A 13628-nucleotide genomic window follows, 5' to 3' on the forward strand; every position below is an offset into this window, starting at 1 on the left:
GGGTCCGCGCGTACGCGAAAAGGGGCGGGCCGGCCGTGGTCCGCGCGCATGCGGAAAGGGCGGGCCCGGGGCGGGCCGGCCGGGGGTGCGGGCTTCGGGCGGCGGTGGCGGGGTGGGGAGTTCGCCGGGTGCCGGGCGGCTGTCGCGGCGGCCTGCCGGTGCGCCCCCGGGGCGGGGCGGCAGCCCTGTGCGGATGGCCGGATTCCGCCGGAACACCCCTGGCCCGGAGGGCCGGAGCGGACACCGAGCCGGAGGGCGGAAGCGGAGCCGGAGGGACGGGAGCGAAAGCGGAGCCGAGGGCGGCAGCGGAGGCAGAAAGACGGGAACGGGAACGGGAACGGAGACGGGGGCGGAGGGGCAGAAGCGGAAGCGGAACCGAGGGCGGAGGCGTAGCCGGGGCGGAGGCGTAGCCGGGGCGGAGGCGTAGCCGGGGGCGGGCGCCCGGCGGGCGCCCGGGGGGGGCGGCTTCCGGTGCTCCTGCTTGGGGGGGGCGGTGGGGCGGCGTGGGGTAGGCGCTTGCCGGGCGGGGCCGGGCCGTCGGGCGGGCGCCGGGATGTGCCGGGGCGTGCCGGAGGGGGTTGGGGGGGGTCAGCCTGCGGGGACGAGGGGGCTTTCGCCGCCGGGCCGGGGGGCCGGAAGCCGGGTGTCCGGTCCGGTGGTGAGGATGGAGTGCTGCAGCCGGCGCAGTCCCGCAGACGGCTCCAGGCCCAGTTCCCTGACCAGGGTGGTGCGCAGCCGCTGGTAGACCTCCAGGGCCTCCCCGCGCCGCCCGGAACGGTGCAGGGCCAGCATGAACTGCCCGTGCAAAGACTCATGCGTCCGATAGCGGCTCACCAACACCGTCAGCTCCGCCAGCAGCTCACGATGGCGCCCCAGCCGCAGATCCGCCTCGATCCGCTGGTCCAAAGCGCACAGCCGGCTCTCCTCCAGCCGGCGGATCTCCATCTCCAGCAGCACCCCCGCCCGCACATCCGCCAGCACCACCCCCGAAAACAACCCCAGAGCCTGCCCCAACTGCCGCGCCGCACCAGCGAAGTCACCCGCATCCATCGCCCGGTAACCCCCGCCCGCCAGCCGCTCGAACTCCCGCACATCACTGCGCCCCCCACCCCCGCACAACACATAACCGCCCGGCGTGGTCACCAGCACCTCCTTGGCACGGCGTGCCGCCGCGCGGGTGTCCTGCGGGCGGCTGCTGTGCGCCGCCTGGCGGGTGGTGGTGGGGTGGTGGGCGTGGGCGATGAGTTCGCGCAGCTGCAGGACGTAGGTCTGCAGGGTGGTGCGGGCGCTGCGCGGCGGAGTGGCGCCCCACAGCTCCTCGGTCAGCGCGGAGACCGGCACCACCCGGTCCGCATGCAGCGCCAGCAGCGCCAGGACCTGGCGCGGCTTGGGGGCCGTGGGCGTGACGGAGATCCCGTTGTGCCTGACTGCCAGTGCGCCGAGTACGTCGATGTCCACAGCGTCTCCCTGAACGTGGGCGGGGCGTGGGTGGGGGCGTGGAGGGTGCCGCTCGCGGGGGGGCGTTGCCCACCCCAGATTCAAGAAGGCCGGGCCCACCCTGTCAATACAAAACCGCACGGATGGTTTGTATCTTTGGGGGGTATTCCGCTGCCCTGTCCCGCCCTGTCGCCCGCCCGCGGCCGGCCGGGCGAGCCGTCCTCGAGGCTCTGTCGAGCGGGAGGACGGCTGCCGCGGGGTGCCGCGGGGCGGGCGGGCGTGGGGGTGCGGCCGGGGGTGCGGGTGCGGCGGGGGGTGCAGGGGTGCCCCCGGCCGCGGTTCACCCGGACGGGGGCACCCCTCTGTTCGGGTTCGGTCAGGGGCGGGGGGCGGGGCCGAAGAGGCCGGCGCCGGGGCCGTGCGGGAGGAGCTCGGCCAGCCGGTGGGGGGAGGCCAGGCGGGGCAGCATCAGTTCCCAGTACTGGCTGAGGGTGCGCCGGGAGACCCACTTGGGGTCCTTGACGCCCAGCACCTCAAAGCCCACGGTCGCCGCGACGACGGCGGTGGAGGCCTCGGCCGCCGAGACGCCGTCGGCGAGCTCGCCGTTGTCCTTGGCGGTGTGCAGCACCGCGTCGATCCAGCGCTGCCACTCCCCGCGCAGGTCGCTGTCCCCGCCGTTGTAGCCGCGGCGGGGGGCGGTGCCCACCAGCTCGAAGCCGGCCCGCACCACCGCGTCCTCCTCCAGGCGGCTCATCAGCGCGTGGGTGGCGTCGATGAGGCCCTGCAGGGCGCTGTCCTGGCGCTGTTCGGCACTGCGGGTGATGTGGCGGACGGTGTCGGCGGCGGCGGCTTCCACGGCCCGGGCCAGGTCGTGCTTGTTCTCGAAGTGGAAGTGCAGCGCCCCGTTGCTGACGCCGGCCCGTCTGCTGATGGTGGCCAGGGTGGTGGGCACGAAGCCGTCCGCGGCGAACGCCTCGGCCGCCGCCCGCATCAACGACTCCCGCGTGCGCGCGGCACGCTCCTGCTGCACCATCATCTTTCTCCTGACTGTGTGTCACATTCCCCCGTGCGTCTGCGTGGTTACTGCGGCGGGTTGCCGTGTTTGCGTGAGGGCAGATCCGCGTGCTTGGTGCGCAGCATCGCCAGCGCGGCGATGAGCACCGCCCGGGTGCCGGCCGGGTCGATGACGTCGTCGACCAGGCCGCGCTCGGCGGCGTAGTAGGGGTGCATCAGCTCGGCCTTGTACTCCTTGACCATGGCCGCGCGCACGGCCTCGGGGTCGGCGGCCGCGGCGATCTTCCGGCGGAAGATGACGTTGGCGGCGCCCTCGGCGCCCATGACGGCGATCTCGTTGGTCGGCCAGGCGTAGGTGAGGTCGGCGCCGATGGACTGGGAGTCCATGACGATGTAGGCGCCGCCGTAGGCCTTGCGCAGGACCAGCGAGATCCGCGGCACGCTCGCGTTGCAGTAGGCGTACAAAAGCTTGGCGCCGTGGCGGATGATGCCGCCGTGCTCCTGGTCGACGCCGGGCAGGAAACCGGGCACGTCCAGCAGGGTCACGATCGGGATGTTGAAGGCGTCGCACATCGTGACGAAGCGGGCCGCCTTCTGGGAGGCGTCGATGTCCAGCACCCCGGCCAGAACCTGCGGCTGGCTGGCGACGATGCCCACCACCTTGCCGTCCAGGCGGGCCAGGGCGCAGATGATGTTGCGCGCCCAGGCCTCGTGGACCTCCAGGAAGTCGCCGTCGTCGACGAGTTCGGCGATCACCGCGTGCATGTCGTAGGGGCGGCTGCCGTCCGCCGGCACCAGGTCCAGCAGCGCCTCGCAGCGGCGCCCGGCCGGATCGGAAGCGGCCAGCGCGGGCGGGGCGGCGCGGTTGTTGGAGGGCAGCATCGACAGCAGATAGCGGACCTCGGCCAGGCAGGTCTCCTCGTCGTCGTAGGCGAAGTGGCACACCCCGGAGGTCTCGGCGTGCACATCCGCCCCGCCCAGCCCGTTGTGGGAGATCTCCTCGCCGGTGACCGCGCGGACCACGTCCGGGCCGGTGATGAACATCTGCGCGGTCTCACGCACCATGAACACGAAATCGCTCAGCGCCGGACTGTAGGCCGCCCCGCCCGCGCACGGCCCCAGCATGACGCTGATCTGCGGGATGACCCCGGAGGCCCGGGTGTTGCGCCGGAAGATGCCGCCGTAGCCGGCCAGCGCCGAGACGCCCTCCTGGATCCGGGCGCCCGCCCCGTCGTTGAGGGAGACCAGCGGCGCACCGGCCGCGAGGGCCATGTCCATGACCTTGTGGATCTTCGTGGCGTGCGCCTCGCCCAGCGCCCCGCCGAAGATCCGGAAGTCGTGCGCGTACACGAAGACCGTGCGGCCCTCCACGGTGCCCCAGCCGGTGACCACACCGTCGGTGTAGGGCCTGTTGGCCTCCAGGCCGAAACCGCTCGCCCGGTGCCGGCGCAACTGCTCGACCTCCGTGAACGAGCCCTCGTCCAGCAGCAGCCCGATCCGCTCGCGCGCGGTCAGCTTGCCCCGGGCATGCTGCGCACCGGTCGCCTTCTCACCCGGGCCGGCCAGCGCCAGCGCACGGATCGCCGCCAGCTCGCCCGCCCGCCCCCGCGCATCAGCCGCCCGCTCCTGTGTGCCGGCCGGCTGCGCTGCCCGCTCGCGCGTGCCGGCCGGCTGCGCCGCGGGCGCCGCGGGCTGGATCACCGTCGCCATGGCCATCCCCTTTCCCGTGTTCGGGTGAACTGCCGTGTATCGGCGCGGGCACGGCCGGCAGGACCGCACGCGCAGAGTAACAAACCGCATGCATGGTTTCTTTAGAGGTGGGGTGGAGTTGGCCGATCATCGCCCCTCGCCGCCCGGCACCCGCCGCCAGCTGTCCGGCGCCTGATAGGCACCCGAGCCCGCGGGCGCGGGCCAGCACACGCCCTCCCCCGCCCCGGCGCCGTCACCGCCGCCGGGGTGGTGGCCGGGGTGGCCGTGGGGGGCGCCCGCCTCCCGGGCGCCGGGCCGGGACGCGGCCAGCAGCGCGCCCAGGACCACGGCGAGCGCGGCGAGTTCCTCCGCACTCACCTGCCCGCGCTCGATCCTGAGCAGGGCGCTTTCGCCTCCGGCACTCTCCACGGACCCTCCTCGCGTTTGGCCCACGGTCTGCCGCACGGCTCAAGAGGCGCTCGGATCCCCCTGGAGACACCCCACTGTGCGGGCGCGGCCCGCGGCCGCACGTGGGCAGCACGGGGGGGCAGCGTGCGGGCAGCGCGGGGCGGCGCAGCGCCCGGCCCGCCCCGCCACGGGCGACGACCCCGGGCGGGGCCGGAGGGCGGAGGCCGCGGGCGGGAGCGGAGGGCGGAGGCCGCGGGCGGGAGCGGAGGGCGGAGGCCGCGGGCCCGGGCGGGACGGAGGGGCGGGGGCCGCAGGCGCGGGGACCGCGGGCCCGGGAGGGCGGGCGCGGGCGGGACATGGGGGCGGGCGTGGTCTGAACTGCCGCCCGTGAGCTGGGGGTTCGCCTGGCACCCGGGGGGCCGGGCGCGGCCGGGCCGGTGGGCCGGGCCGGTGGGCCGGGCCGGTGGGCCGGGCCGGTGGGCCGGGCCGGTGGGCCGGGCCGGTGGGCCGGGCCGGTGGGCCGGGCCGGTGGGCCAGGCCGGTGGGCCAGGCCGGTGGGCCAGGCCGGTGGGCCAGGCCGGTGCGGCCCCGGGTGCTGCCGGTGTGCGGCGCGGTGGTGCGGCCGCTGGTGGTGCGGTGTGGCGGTGCGGTGTGGCGGTGCGGTGTGGCGGTGCGATGTGGCGGTGCGGGGGGGTGCGGGGGGTGCTGTTGGCGGGCGCGGTCCCGGTGTCCGGCCAAGGGTCCGCGCGTACGCGAAAAGGGGCGGGCCGGCCGTGGTCCGCGCGCATGCGGAAAGGGCGGGCCCGGGGCGGGCCGGCCGGGGGTGCGGGCTTCGGGCGGCGGTGGCGGGGTGGGGAGTTCGCCGGGTGCCGGGCGGCTGTCGCGGCGGCCTGCCGGTGCGCCCCCGGGGCGGGGCGGCAGCCCTGTGCGGATGGCCGGATTCCGCCGGAACACCCCTGGCCCGGAGGGCCGGAGCGGACACCGAGCCGGAGGGCGGAAGCGGAGCCGGAGGGACGGGAGCGAAAGCGGAGCCGAGGGCGGCAGCGGAGGCAGAAAGACGGGAACGGGAACGGGAACGGAGACGGGGGCGGAGGGGCAGAAGCGGAAGCGGAACCGAGGGCGGAGGCGTAGCCGGGGCGGAGGCGTAGCCGGGGCGGAGGCGTAGCCGGGGGCGGGCGCCCGGCGGGCGCCCGGGGGGGGCGGCTTCCGGTGCTCCTGCTTGGGGGGGGCGGTGGGGCGGCGTGGGGTAGGCGCTTGCCGGGCGGGGCCGGGCCGTCGGGCGGGCGCCGGGATGTGCCGGGGCGTGCCGGAGGGGGTTGGGGGGGGTCAGCCTGCGGGGACGAGGGGGCTTTCGCCGCCGGGCCGGGGGGCCGGAAGCCGGGTGTCCGGTCCGGTGGTGAGGATGGAGTGCTGCAGCCGGCGCAGTCCCGCAGACGGCTCCAGGCCCAGTTCCCTGACCAGGGTGGTGCGCAGCCGCTGGTAGACCTCCAGGGCCTCCCCGCGCCGCCCGGAACGGTGCAGGGCCAGCATGAACTGCCCGTGCAAAGACTCATGCGTACGGTAGCGGCTCACCAACACCGTCAGCTCCGCCAGCAGTTCACGGTGGCGCCCCAGCCGCAGATCCGCCTCGATCCGCTGGTCCAAAGCGCACAGCCGGCTCTCCTCCAGCCGGCGGATCTCCATCTCCAGCAGCACCCCCGCCCGCACATCCGCCAGCACCACCCCCGAAAACAACCCCAGAGCCTGCCCCAACTGCCGCGCCGCACCAGCGAAGTCACCCGCATCCATCGCCCGGTAGCCCCCGCCCGCCAGCCGCTCGAACTCCCGCACATCACTGCGCCCCCCACCCCCGCACAACACATAACCGCCCGGCGTGGTCACCAGCACCTCCTTGGCACGGCGCACCGCCCGGGAGTCCTGCGGGCGGGCGGGCGTTAACCCGCCGCGCGCCGCCTCCGGTGCTCCGCCGCCGGGGCCGCTGCGGGCGGTCCGGCTCCGCGCGGCGCTGTCCGGTCCGGACCGGGCCGGGGCGGTGTCGTCCTGGGCCAGGGCGTGGGCGATGAGTTCGCGCAGCTGCAGGACGTAGGTCTGCAGGGTGGTGCGGGCGCTGCGCGGCGGAGTGGCGCCCCACAGCTCCTCGGTCAGCGCGGAGACCGGCACCACCCGGTCGGCGTGCAGCGCCAGCAGCGCCAGGACCTGGCGCGGCTTGGGGGCCGTGGGCGTGACGGAGATCCCGTTGTGCCTGACTGCCAGTGCGCCGAGTACGTCGATGTCCACGCCGTCTCCCCTGTCCGTGGTGATGCCGCGCGCCGGGCGCCCGCCGGGGGCGGATCCCCCGCTCACTCTTGCGATTGAAAAACAGGGCGGCCGGTTTGTCAATTCATCGCTGCGCGCCCGCTGTTCCGCCGCCGCGCAACAGCGCGCGGGGGCGGCGCGGCCGGACCCCCCTCACCTGCCCGGACACCAACAACACCTGAACACAGGCATGTTGGGGGGAGTGTGCGGGCCGTGTCCCGGAGGGCGGGGCGGGCGGGGGCGGCCGGGTCCGCGGCCGGGCGGGCGGGCCGCGGGCCCGGCAGAAGGAGACCTGGCGTGCTGTTTCGGCTCCGGTTTTCCCCTCGCCCCCCGACCGCCGGGAGTTCACCGGAGGGGCGGCGAGGGCCCGGCCGGGGGCTGAGGCCGGGGCGGGGGTCAGGGTCGGGGGGCGGGCGGGCCGAGCAGGACCGGCAGGCGGTGGTAGCCGTTGACGATGAAGGACGCCACCGGCTGAAGCTCGCCGGCGGGCACCGCCAGGCGCATCCGGGGAAAGCGGCCGAAGAGCGCCTTGAGGGCCACGCCGGTCTCCAGGCGGGCCATCGGGGCGCCCAGGCAGTAGTGCGCGCCGTGCCCGAAGCCGAGATTGTCCCGGCCCGTGGTGCGCAGCACGTCAAAGACGGCGGCGTCCTCGCCGTACGCCTCGGGGTCGGCCGCCGCGGCCGCGAAGGAGACGATGATGGGCTCGCCCCGCCCGATGAGGGTGCCGTCGTCCAGTTCGATGTCGGTGACGGCGTAGCGCAGCGGCATGAAGGCCGCCGGCGCGCGGGTGCGCAGGGTCTCGGCGAACACGTCGTCCCAGCCGGCCCGCCCGCTGCGCACGTGGCCGAGCTGGTCGGGGTGGACCAGCAGCGCGGCGATCGCGTTGGTGATGAAGGTGGTCAGCGTCTCCAGGCCGGCGGCCAGCAGCAGCTGCAGGGTGTCCAGGAGTTCGGCCTCGCTCAGCACCTCGCCCCCGTCACGCACCCGCAGCAGCGCGGAGGTCAGGTCATCGCCCGGAGCGGCCCGCCGGCGGGCCACCAGGTCGGTGAGCACCGCGGTGATCTGCGCCATCGCCTCGCTCATCTGCGCGGCCGTCGCCGTGCTGCTGAAGCCGGTGTCCATCGCGGCACACAGCACCCGCTCACACCCCTCCTCCACGCCGATCAGCCGGCCGATCGCCCGGATCGGCAGCACCTGGGCGAAAGACGCCCGCAGATCGACCGCCTCACCCCGCGGGCAGGCGGCCAGGTGGTCCACCAGACGCGCGCTCTCCCGCTCCACATACGGGCGCAAGGACTCGATCCGGCGCGCGGTGAAGGCCCCCAGCACCAGCCGGCGCAGCCGGGCCCGCCGCCGGCCATGCGTGGTCAGCATGTTCTGAAGCGCCACCCACGGATACAGCGGCCACCGCCGGGTGATCTCCCCGGCCGCGAACGCCGGCCAGTGCAGCCGCGCATCCTTGGACACCCGCTCATCCAGCAGCAACTGCTTGACATACCGCTGGCGCACCACCGCCCAGCCCCGCACCCCGCCCGGCAACTCCACCCGCACCGCCGCACCCCGCCCCCGCAGCAACGCCGCCTCACCCGCCTGATCCCGCCCCCGCACATCCAGCACATACGGACACACCCCCGCACCCCGCCCCGCAGACGTTGACGTCGGCGTCGGCGTCGGCGCCCCTGCCGCCGCCTTTGATACCGGCGCCGGTGTAGCCGCTGCCATCCCGGCCGCTGCCGCAGTCGCCGGCGTAGCCGCTGCCACCCCTGCCGCCGCCTTTGATGCGGGCGTTGACGTAGTCGCGGGCGATGGCGTCGGCGTAGCCGTCGGCGGCCCCGCCGCTGCCGCAGTCACCGGCGCAGTCGCCGGCGTTGGCGTGGTTGTTGGCGTTGGCGTGGTTGTTGCCGTCCCTGTCGTTGCCATCCCTGCGCTCCCTTCGGTCGGCCGGGCGTCTGGCACGCCCGCACACCCGCGTACGTACACACAGCCAGGGGGCACACACCCGCCCCCGGCCCCGCCGCCCCGGACCCCGGAAGGGACCGCGGCGGCGGACCAACAGGCCAACAGGCCAGCCACCACAGCCGGACCACAGCACAGCCGGGCGGCCGGGCGGCAGCACGGCCGGACAGCCGGGCGGCCGGACAGCCGGGCCGCCGGACAGCCGGGCCGCCGGACAGCCGGGCCGCCGGACCGCAGCACGGCCAGGCAGCCGGGCGGCCGGGACGCCGGCGGCGGGGCCGGGCGGGGTGAGGCGGGGACGAGGGCGGGGGCGGGATGGGGGCCGGGGGCGGGATGGGGGCCGGGGGGTGGGGGTGGGCTAGTCGGCTGCGGCCGGCTCGCCGGTGCGGCGCAGTTCCAGGGCCGCGGCATAGACCTGCGCGCCGCGCTCGGGACGGAAGTCCAGCTGCACCAGCACCCCGGGCACGGCGATGGAGGGCAGCAGATGCCGGTAGAGATCGATGACCCGCTCGGGCATGTCGGTGCGCCCGGTCATGATGTTCGACATCACCTGCACCCCGGTGAACGCGCCCACCAGCAGCCGCGCGGCCGCGGGCAGATCCACATGCGGCAGCAGCTCACCGGCCGCCTTCGCCTTCTCCAGCATCTCCACGTTGCGCTCCACCCAGCCCCGCATCGGCGACAGCCGGTCCAGATTGTCCTGTGCCGGAGCCCCCTGCTCCACCGTCAGACGCACCCCGCCCCGCACGATCGCATCACCGCCCTCACGCTGCAGCAGATACGCCAGCAACAACGACTCATCCAGGGACTTCTGCAGCACCAGATCCCGCTCGGGCACCGCCGGCAGCGCACTCACCTGCTCCCCCAGCACGTTCTGCGCCAGCTCCTGCTTGGAGGAGAAATGAAAGTACAACGCCCCCTTGGTCACCCCCGAACGCCTCAGGATCTCCGAAATCGTCGCCGCCTCGTATCCGACCTCGTCGAACACCTCACCCGCCGCGACCAGAATCGCCTGCCGCGTACGCGTCGCACGTTCTTGGCGCGCCACCGTTCACCTCCGTACCCCCCGTCACGTCCGGACCATGACGGATGCCCCGAGCCGCGGACGGACCGGCGTAGAGGGCACATCAAACACCGCCCAAAATAGAACCAGGCAGCCGGTTTTTCAACAGGGCACCCCACCCCCACCCCACCCCCACCCCGGCAGCACCCGGCCGCCTCCCGGCCGCCTCCCGGGCAGCCCCGGCCGCCTCCCGCCCGCCCCGCACCGCCCCCAACAGCCCCCGCCCGCGCCCGCGCTGCCGCCCGCCCCGCCCCCGCAGAGCACCCCGCCGCCGGCGGCACGCGCACGCCCGCCACCCCGGCACAGCCCGCCCCAGCCTGCCGGCAAAACGGAGCCCCGGACCCCCGAAGAAACCGGGCCCCGAACCCGCCACAACCCGCCCCCTCGCCCCGGGAAACACCGGGACCCCGAACCCCGCTGGGACCAGGCACCCCGCCCCCGCCGGAGCCCGACACACCCCCGCCAGAAGCACCACGCCCCCGCCGGGAGCCGGACACAACCCCGCCGGGAACGGGGCGCGGGCCCGCCGGAAGCGGAGTGCAGGCCGGGGCAGGAAGCGGGGCGGACGGGGACGGCCGGAGAGCCGAGGGGCCCGGGCGCGGGCCGGGCGCGGGCGGTGCGCGGGCGGTCCCGCATCCCTTGCAAAAAACCGGTGGGTCCGTATCTTTATGGGCCTGAACTCCCGTCAACCATCAGCCCGATGACTTCACGGAGAGGTTCCATGACCCTGCTGACGCTCCACAAGGACACCGCTCAGCACACCGGGAAACCCCAGACCAGCCCGCCCCGCCCCCGCCCCGGCGACCCGCCGCCCAAGGCAGCCGCCCGGCCCGGCCACCCCCACCCGGCCACCCGGGCCGGAACCCACAGCCCCACCCCGCCACCCGGCGAAACCGGGACCACCCCGCCCCCAGCACCCTTCGAAGCCCTCCCGCCCGCAACAGCCAAGACGGCCCCGGCACCCGGAACGGCCCTGCCGACAGCAGCCGTTGAACAAACCCTCCCGCCCGCAACAGCCGAGACGGCCCTAGCGCCCGGAACGCCCGGACAGGCCGGACAGGCCGGACAGGCCGGGCAGGCCGCAACGGCCCTCCCGGCGCGAGCCGTTGAACAAGCCCTCCCGCCCGCAACGGCCGAGACGGCCCCGGCACCCAGGACAGCCGGGCCGGCCGGAACCGCCCTGCCGGCGGGAACCGTCGAAGAAGCCCTCCCGCCCGCGACGGCCGAGACGGCCCCGGCTCCCGGGACGGCCGGGCCGGCCGGAACGGCCCTGCCGGCGGGGGCTGTTGAGGAGGCCTTCCGGGCCGGGACGGCCGGGACGGCGCCGCTGCCCGGGACTGCCGGGGAGACCCTGGCGCCCGGGCTGGCCGGGCCGGCCGGAACGGCCCTGCCGGCGGGGACCGTCGAGGAGGTTCTCCCGCCCCCGGCAGCCGGGACGGCGCCGCTGCCCGGGGCAGCCGGCGAGACCCTGGCGCCCCGGCAGGCCGGGACGGCCCTGGCACCCGGGACAGCCGGGGAGATCCTGGCACCCGGGACAGCCGGGGAGTTCCCGGCACCCGGGGCGGCCGGGGTGCCCGGGGAAGCCCCGGCGGCCGGGGCGGCCGGATCGGCTCTGGTGCCCGGGCAGGCGGAGGTGCCCGGGACGGCCGGGCAGACCCCGGCGCCCGAGACGGCCACAACGGCCCTGACCCCCGGCCAGGCCAAGGTGGCCGGGGAACTGTCGGCCCTGCTCTTCGACACCGCCGGCGCCGGCGCCGGCCACGCCCACGACCGCTGGCGCGCCCTGGTCTCACGCAGCGAGTTCCGGCCCGTCCCCGGCCTGGACCACACCGAACGCACCCGCCTGTCCTACCGCCGACTGCGCCTGGTCAACCAGAGCGTCGACGCCGCCGCCCTGGCCCGCGACCCCGGCCGCCTGGCCGCCCTGCACGAATGGACCGGCTTCATCGACGGCGGCCTGTGCACCGCCGCCAGCATCCACTACAACCTGTTCCTGGGCAGCCTCATCGACCACGACGACCCCCACCACCCCCGCGACCTCACCCCCTACACCCAAATGCACCGCACAGGAACGTTTCTGTGCACCGAACTCGACCACGGCAACGACGCCGCCAACCTCAAAACCACCGCCACCCACCACCCCGACACCAACACCTTCACCCTCCACACCCCCACCCCCGGCGCCGCCAAATTCATGCCCAACACCAGCCTCACCGGCGGCCCCAAAACCGGCGTCGTCGCCGCCCGCCTCATCTCCCACGGCCACGACCACGGCGTCTTCCTCTTCCTCACCCCCCTCAGCGACGAAACCGGCCTCCTGCCCGGCATCACCGTCACCCCCCTGCCCCCCAGCAACGGCCCCGCCATCGACCACTGCCTCACCACCTTTAACCACGTCCCACTCCCCCGCCACGCCCTCCTCGAAGCCGACCACGGCCGCCTCAACCCCGACGGCACCCTCACCAGCCACCTCGGCAACCCCCGCAAACGCTTCCTGGCCTCCATCAACCGCGTCACCACCGGCAAACTCTGCATGAGCGCCGGCTGCCTCGGCATGGCCCGCGCCGCCCTCACCATCGCCGTCACCCACGCCCACACCCGCCACACCAGCGGACCCCGCCGCGGCGAACGCATCCCCCTCGCCCACCACCGCACCCACCACAGCCGCCTCCTCGACAAAATCGCCACCGCCTACGCCCTCACCTTCCTCCACCGCACCACCCTCACCCAATACACCCACACCCACACCAACAGCACGGACGACGCCGACCACACCAACACCAACACCCACGGCACCGCCAACGACAACGACACCGGCACCAGCGGCGGCACCCATACCGACCACACCCACGACACCAGCACCGGCACCGGCGGCACCCACGGCGCCGACCACCACACCCACGACACCCACGGCGCCGGCCACCCCGACGGCACTCACGCCACCAACGGCGCCACTCACGGCACCGGCAACGGCCCTGACGCCACCAACGGCAGCACTCACGGCCCCGACGGCGGCACTCACGGCCCCGGCGGCGGCCCTGACGCCACCGACGGCCGTACCGGGGGCGATACCGGGGGCGATACCGGGGGCGCCGGCGCCTCCCGCGCCGACACCGAACGCCTCATCGCCATCACCAAAGCCTTCATCACCTGGCACGCCCGCGACATCACCACCGAATGCCGCGAACGCCTCGGCGCCCAAGGCCTCTTCCCCCACAACGGCATCACCGACCTCACCCACAACATCGAAGGCGGCATCACCGCCGAAGGCGACAACCTCGTCATCTGGACCAAAGCCGCCGCCGAACTCATCCACCACCCCCCACCCCCCACACCCCCAACCCCCCAAACCCCCCTCGCCGAAACCCCCCTCACCGACCTCAACTTCCTCCACCACCTCATCACCCAGACCGAAACCCTCTGGCAGACCCGCGCCCGCACCGCCCTACGCCAAGGACCCCCCCAAAACCCCCTCGCCCGCTGGAACCACGCCGCCCCCGCCGCCCTCAACATGACCACCGCCCACGCCCAACGCCACACCGCCCACGCCTTCCTCACCACCATCCACCACACCACCCACCCCCCCACCAAAACCCTCCTCACCCACCTCTGCCGCCTCTACCTCCTCAACCAACTCACCCCCCACACCGGCGACCTCCTCGCCCACGGCCACCTCACCCCCCACCACATCCACACCCTCCCCACCACCCTCAACCACACCCACCACACCCTCGCCCCCCACATGCAAACCCTCACCCACGCCTTC

The 13628-nt window shown here is 75.0% G+C and carries 9 protein-coding genes; 1 reads left to right on the top strand and 8 read right to left on the bottom strand.

The genetic code is table 11. From position 1 onward, the window contains the following. Positions 1-588 precede the first annotated feature (588 nt). The 8 genes from AC0KTA_RS40420 to AC0KTA_RS40455 all read right to left on the bottom strand — a co-directional run bounded on the left by AC0KTA_RS40420 (position 589) and on the right by AC0KTA_RS40455 (position 9847). Positions 589-1458: an AfsR/SARP family transcriptional regulator gene (locus AC0KTA_RS40420; protein WP_481056940.1), complete on the bottom strand. Its 870-nt coding sequence runs from the start codon at positions 1456-1458 to the stop codon at positions 589-591. Positions 1459-1813: 355 nt separating this feature from the next. Further along, positions 1814-2473 (bottom strand): ScbR family autoregulator-binding transcription factor, encoded by a 660-nt coding sequence (locus AC0KTA_RS40425; protein WP_481056937.1) that lies wholly within the window; start codon positions 2471-2473, stop codon positions 1814-1816. 44 nt (positions 2474-2517) lie between these two features. Beyond that, positions 2518-4161: an acyl-CoA carboxylase subunit beta gene (locus AC0KTA_RS40430; RefSeq protein WP_481056938.1), complete on the bottom strand. Its 1644-nt coding sequence runs from the start codon at positions 4159-4161 to the stop codon at positions 2518-2520. A 126-nt stretch (positions 4162-4287) separates the two neighbouring features. Then, a complete protein-coding gene (locus AC0KTA_RS40435; protein ID WP_481056939.1) occupies positions 4288-4569 on the bottom strand; it encodes an acyl-CoA carboxylase epsilon subunit in 282 nt (93 codons plus the stop codon). 1305 nt (positions 4570-5874) lie between these two features. Further along, positions 5875-6825 carry an AfsR/SARP family transcriptional regulator gene (locus tag AC0KTA_RS40440; RefSeq protein WP_481056941.1) on the bottom strand — a complete coding sequence of 317 codons (951 nt, stop codon included), beginning with the start codon at positions 6823-6825 and terminating at the stop codon, positions 5875-5877. 414 nt (positions 6826-7239) lie between these two features. Continuing rightward, on the bottom strand, positions 7240-8460 hold the full coding sequence (locus AC0KTA_RS40445; protein ID WP_481056942.1) for a cytochrome P450: 1221 nt from the start codon (positions 8458-8460) through the stop codon (positions 7240-7242). After that, on the bottom strand, positions 8426-8809 hold the full coding sequence (locus tag AC0KTA_RS40450) for a hypothetical protein (RefSeq protein WP_481056943.1): 384 nt from the start codon (positions 8807-8809) through the stop codon (positions 8426-8428). Before AC0KTA_RS40450 ends, AC0KTA_RS40445 begins: the two co-directional genes overlap by 35 nt. Before the next feature lie 348 nt (positions 8810-9157). Further along, the gene (locus AC0KTA_RS40455; RefSeq protein ID WP_481056944.1) at positions 9158-9847 is read right to left on the bottom strand and encodes a ScbR family autoregulator-binding transcription factor; all 690 of its coding nucleotides are present in this window, start codon (positions 9845-9847) and stop codon (positions 9158-9160) included. A gap of 1585 nt (positions 9848-11432) precedes the next feature. Between AC0KTA_RS40455 and AC0KTA_RS40460 the strand changes: the two genes are divergently transcribed. Next, positions 11433-13628, top strand: a 2196-nt coding sequence (locus AC0KTA_RS40460; protein ID WP_481056945.1) for an acyl-CoA dehydrogenase family protein, incomplete at its 3' end; no start/stop codon positions are given.

The organism is Streptomyces sp. Y309 (assembly GCF_056712025.1).

Coding starts and splice junctions, on each gene's coding strand:
- AC0KTA_RS40425 (WP_481056937.1), bottom strand. CDS start 2,473: ATGATGGTGCAGCAGGAGCGTGCCGCGCGCACGCGGGAGTCGTTGATG.
- AC0KTA_RS40430 (WP_481056938.1), bottom strand. CDS start 4,161: ATGGCGACGGTGATCCAGCCCGCGGCGCCCGCGGCGCAGCCGGCCGGC.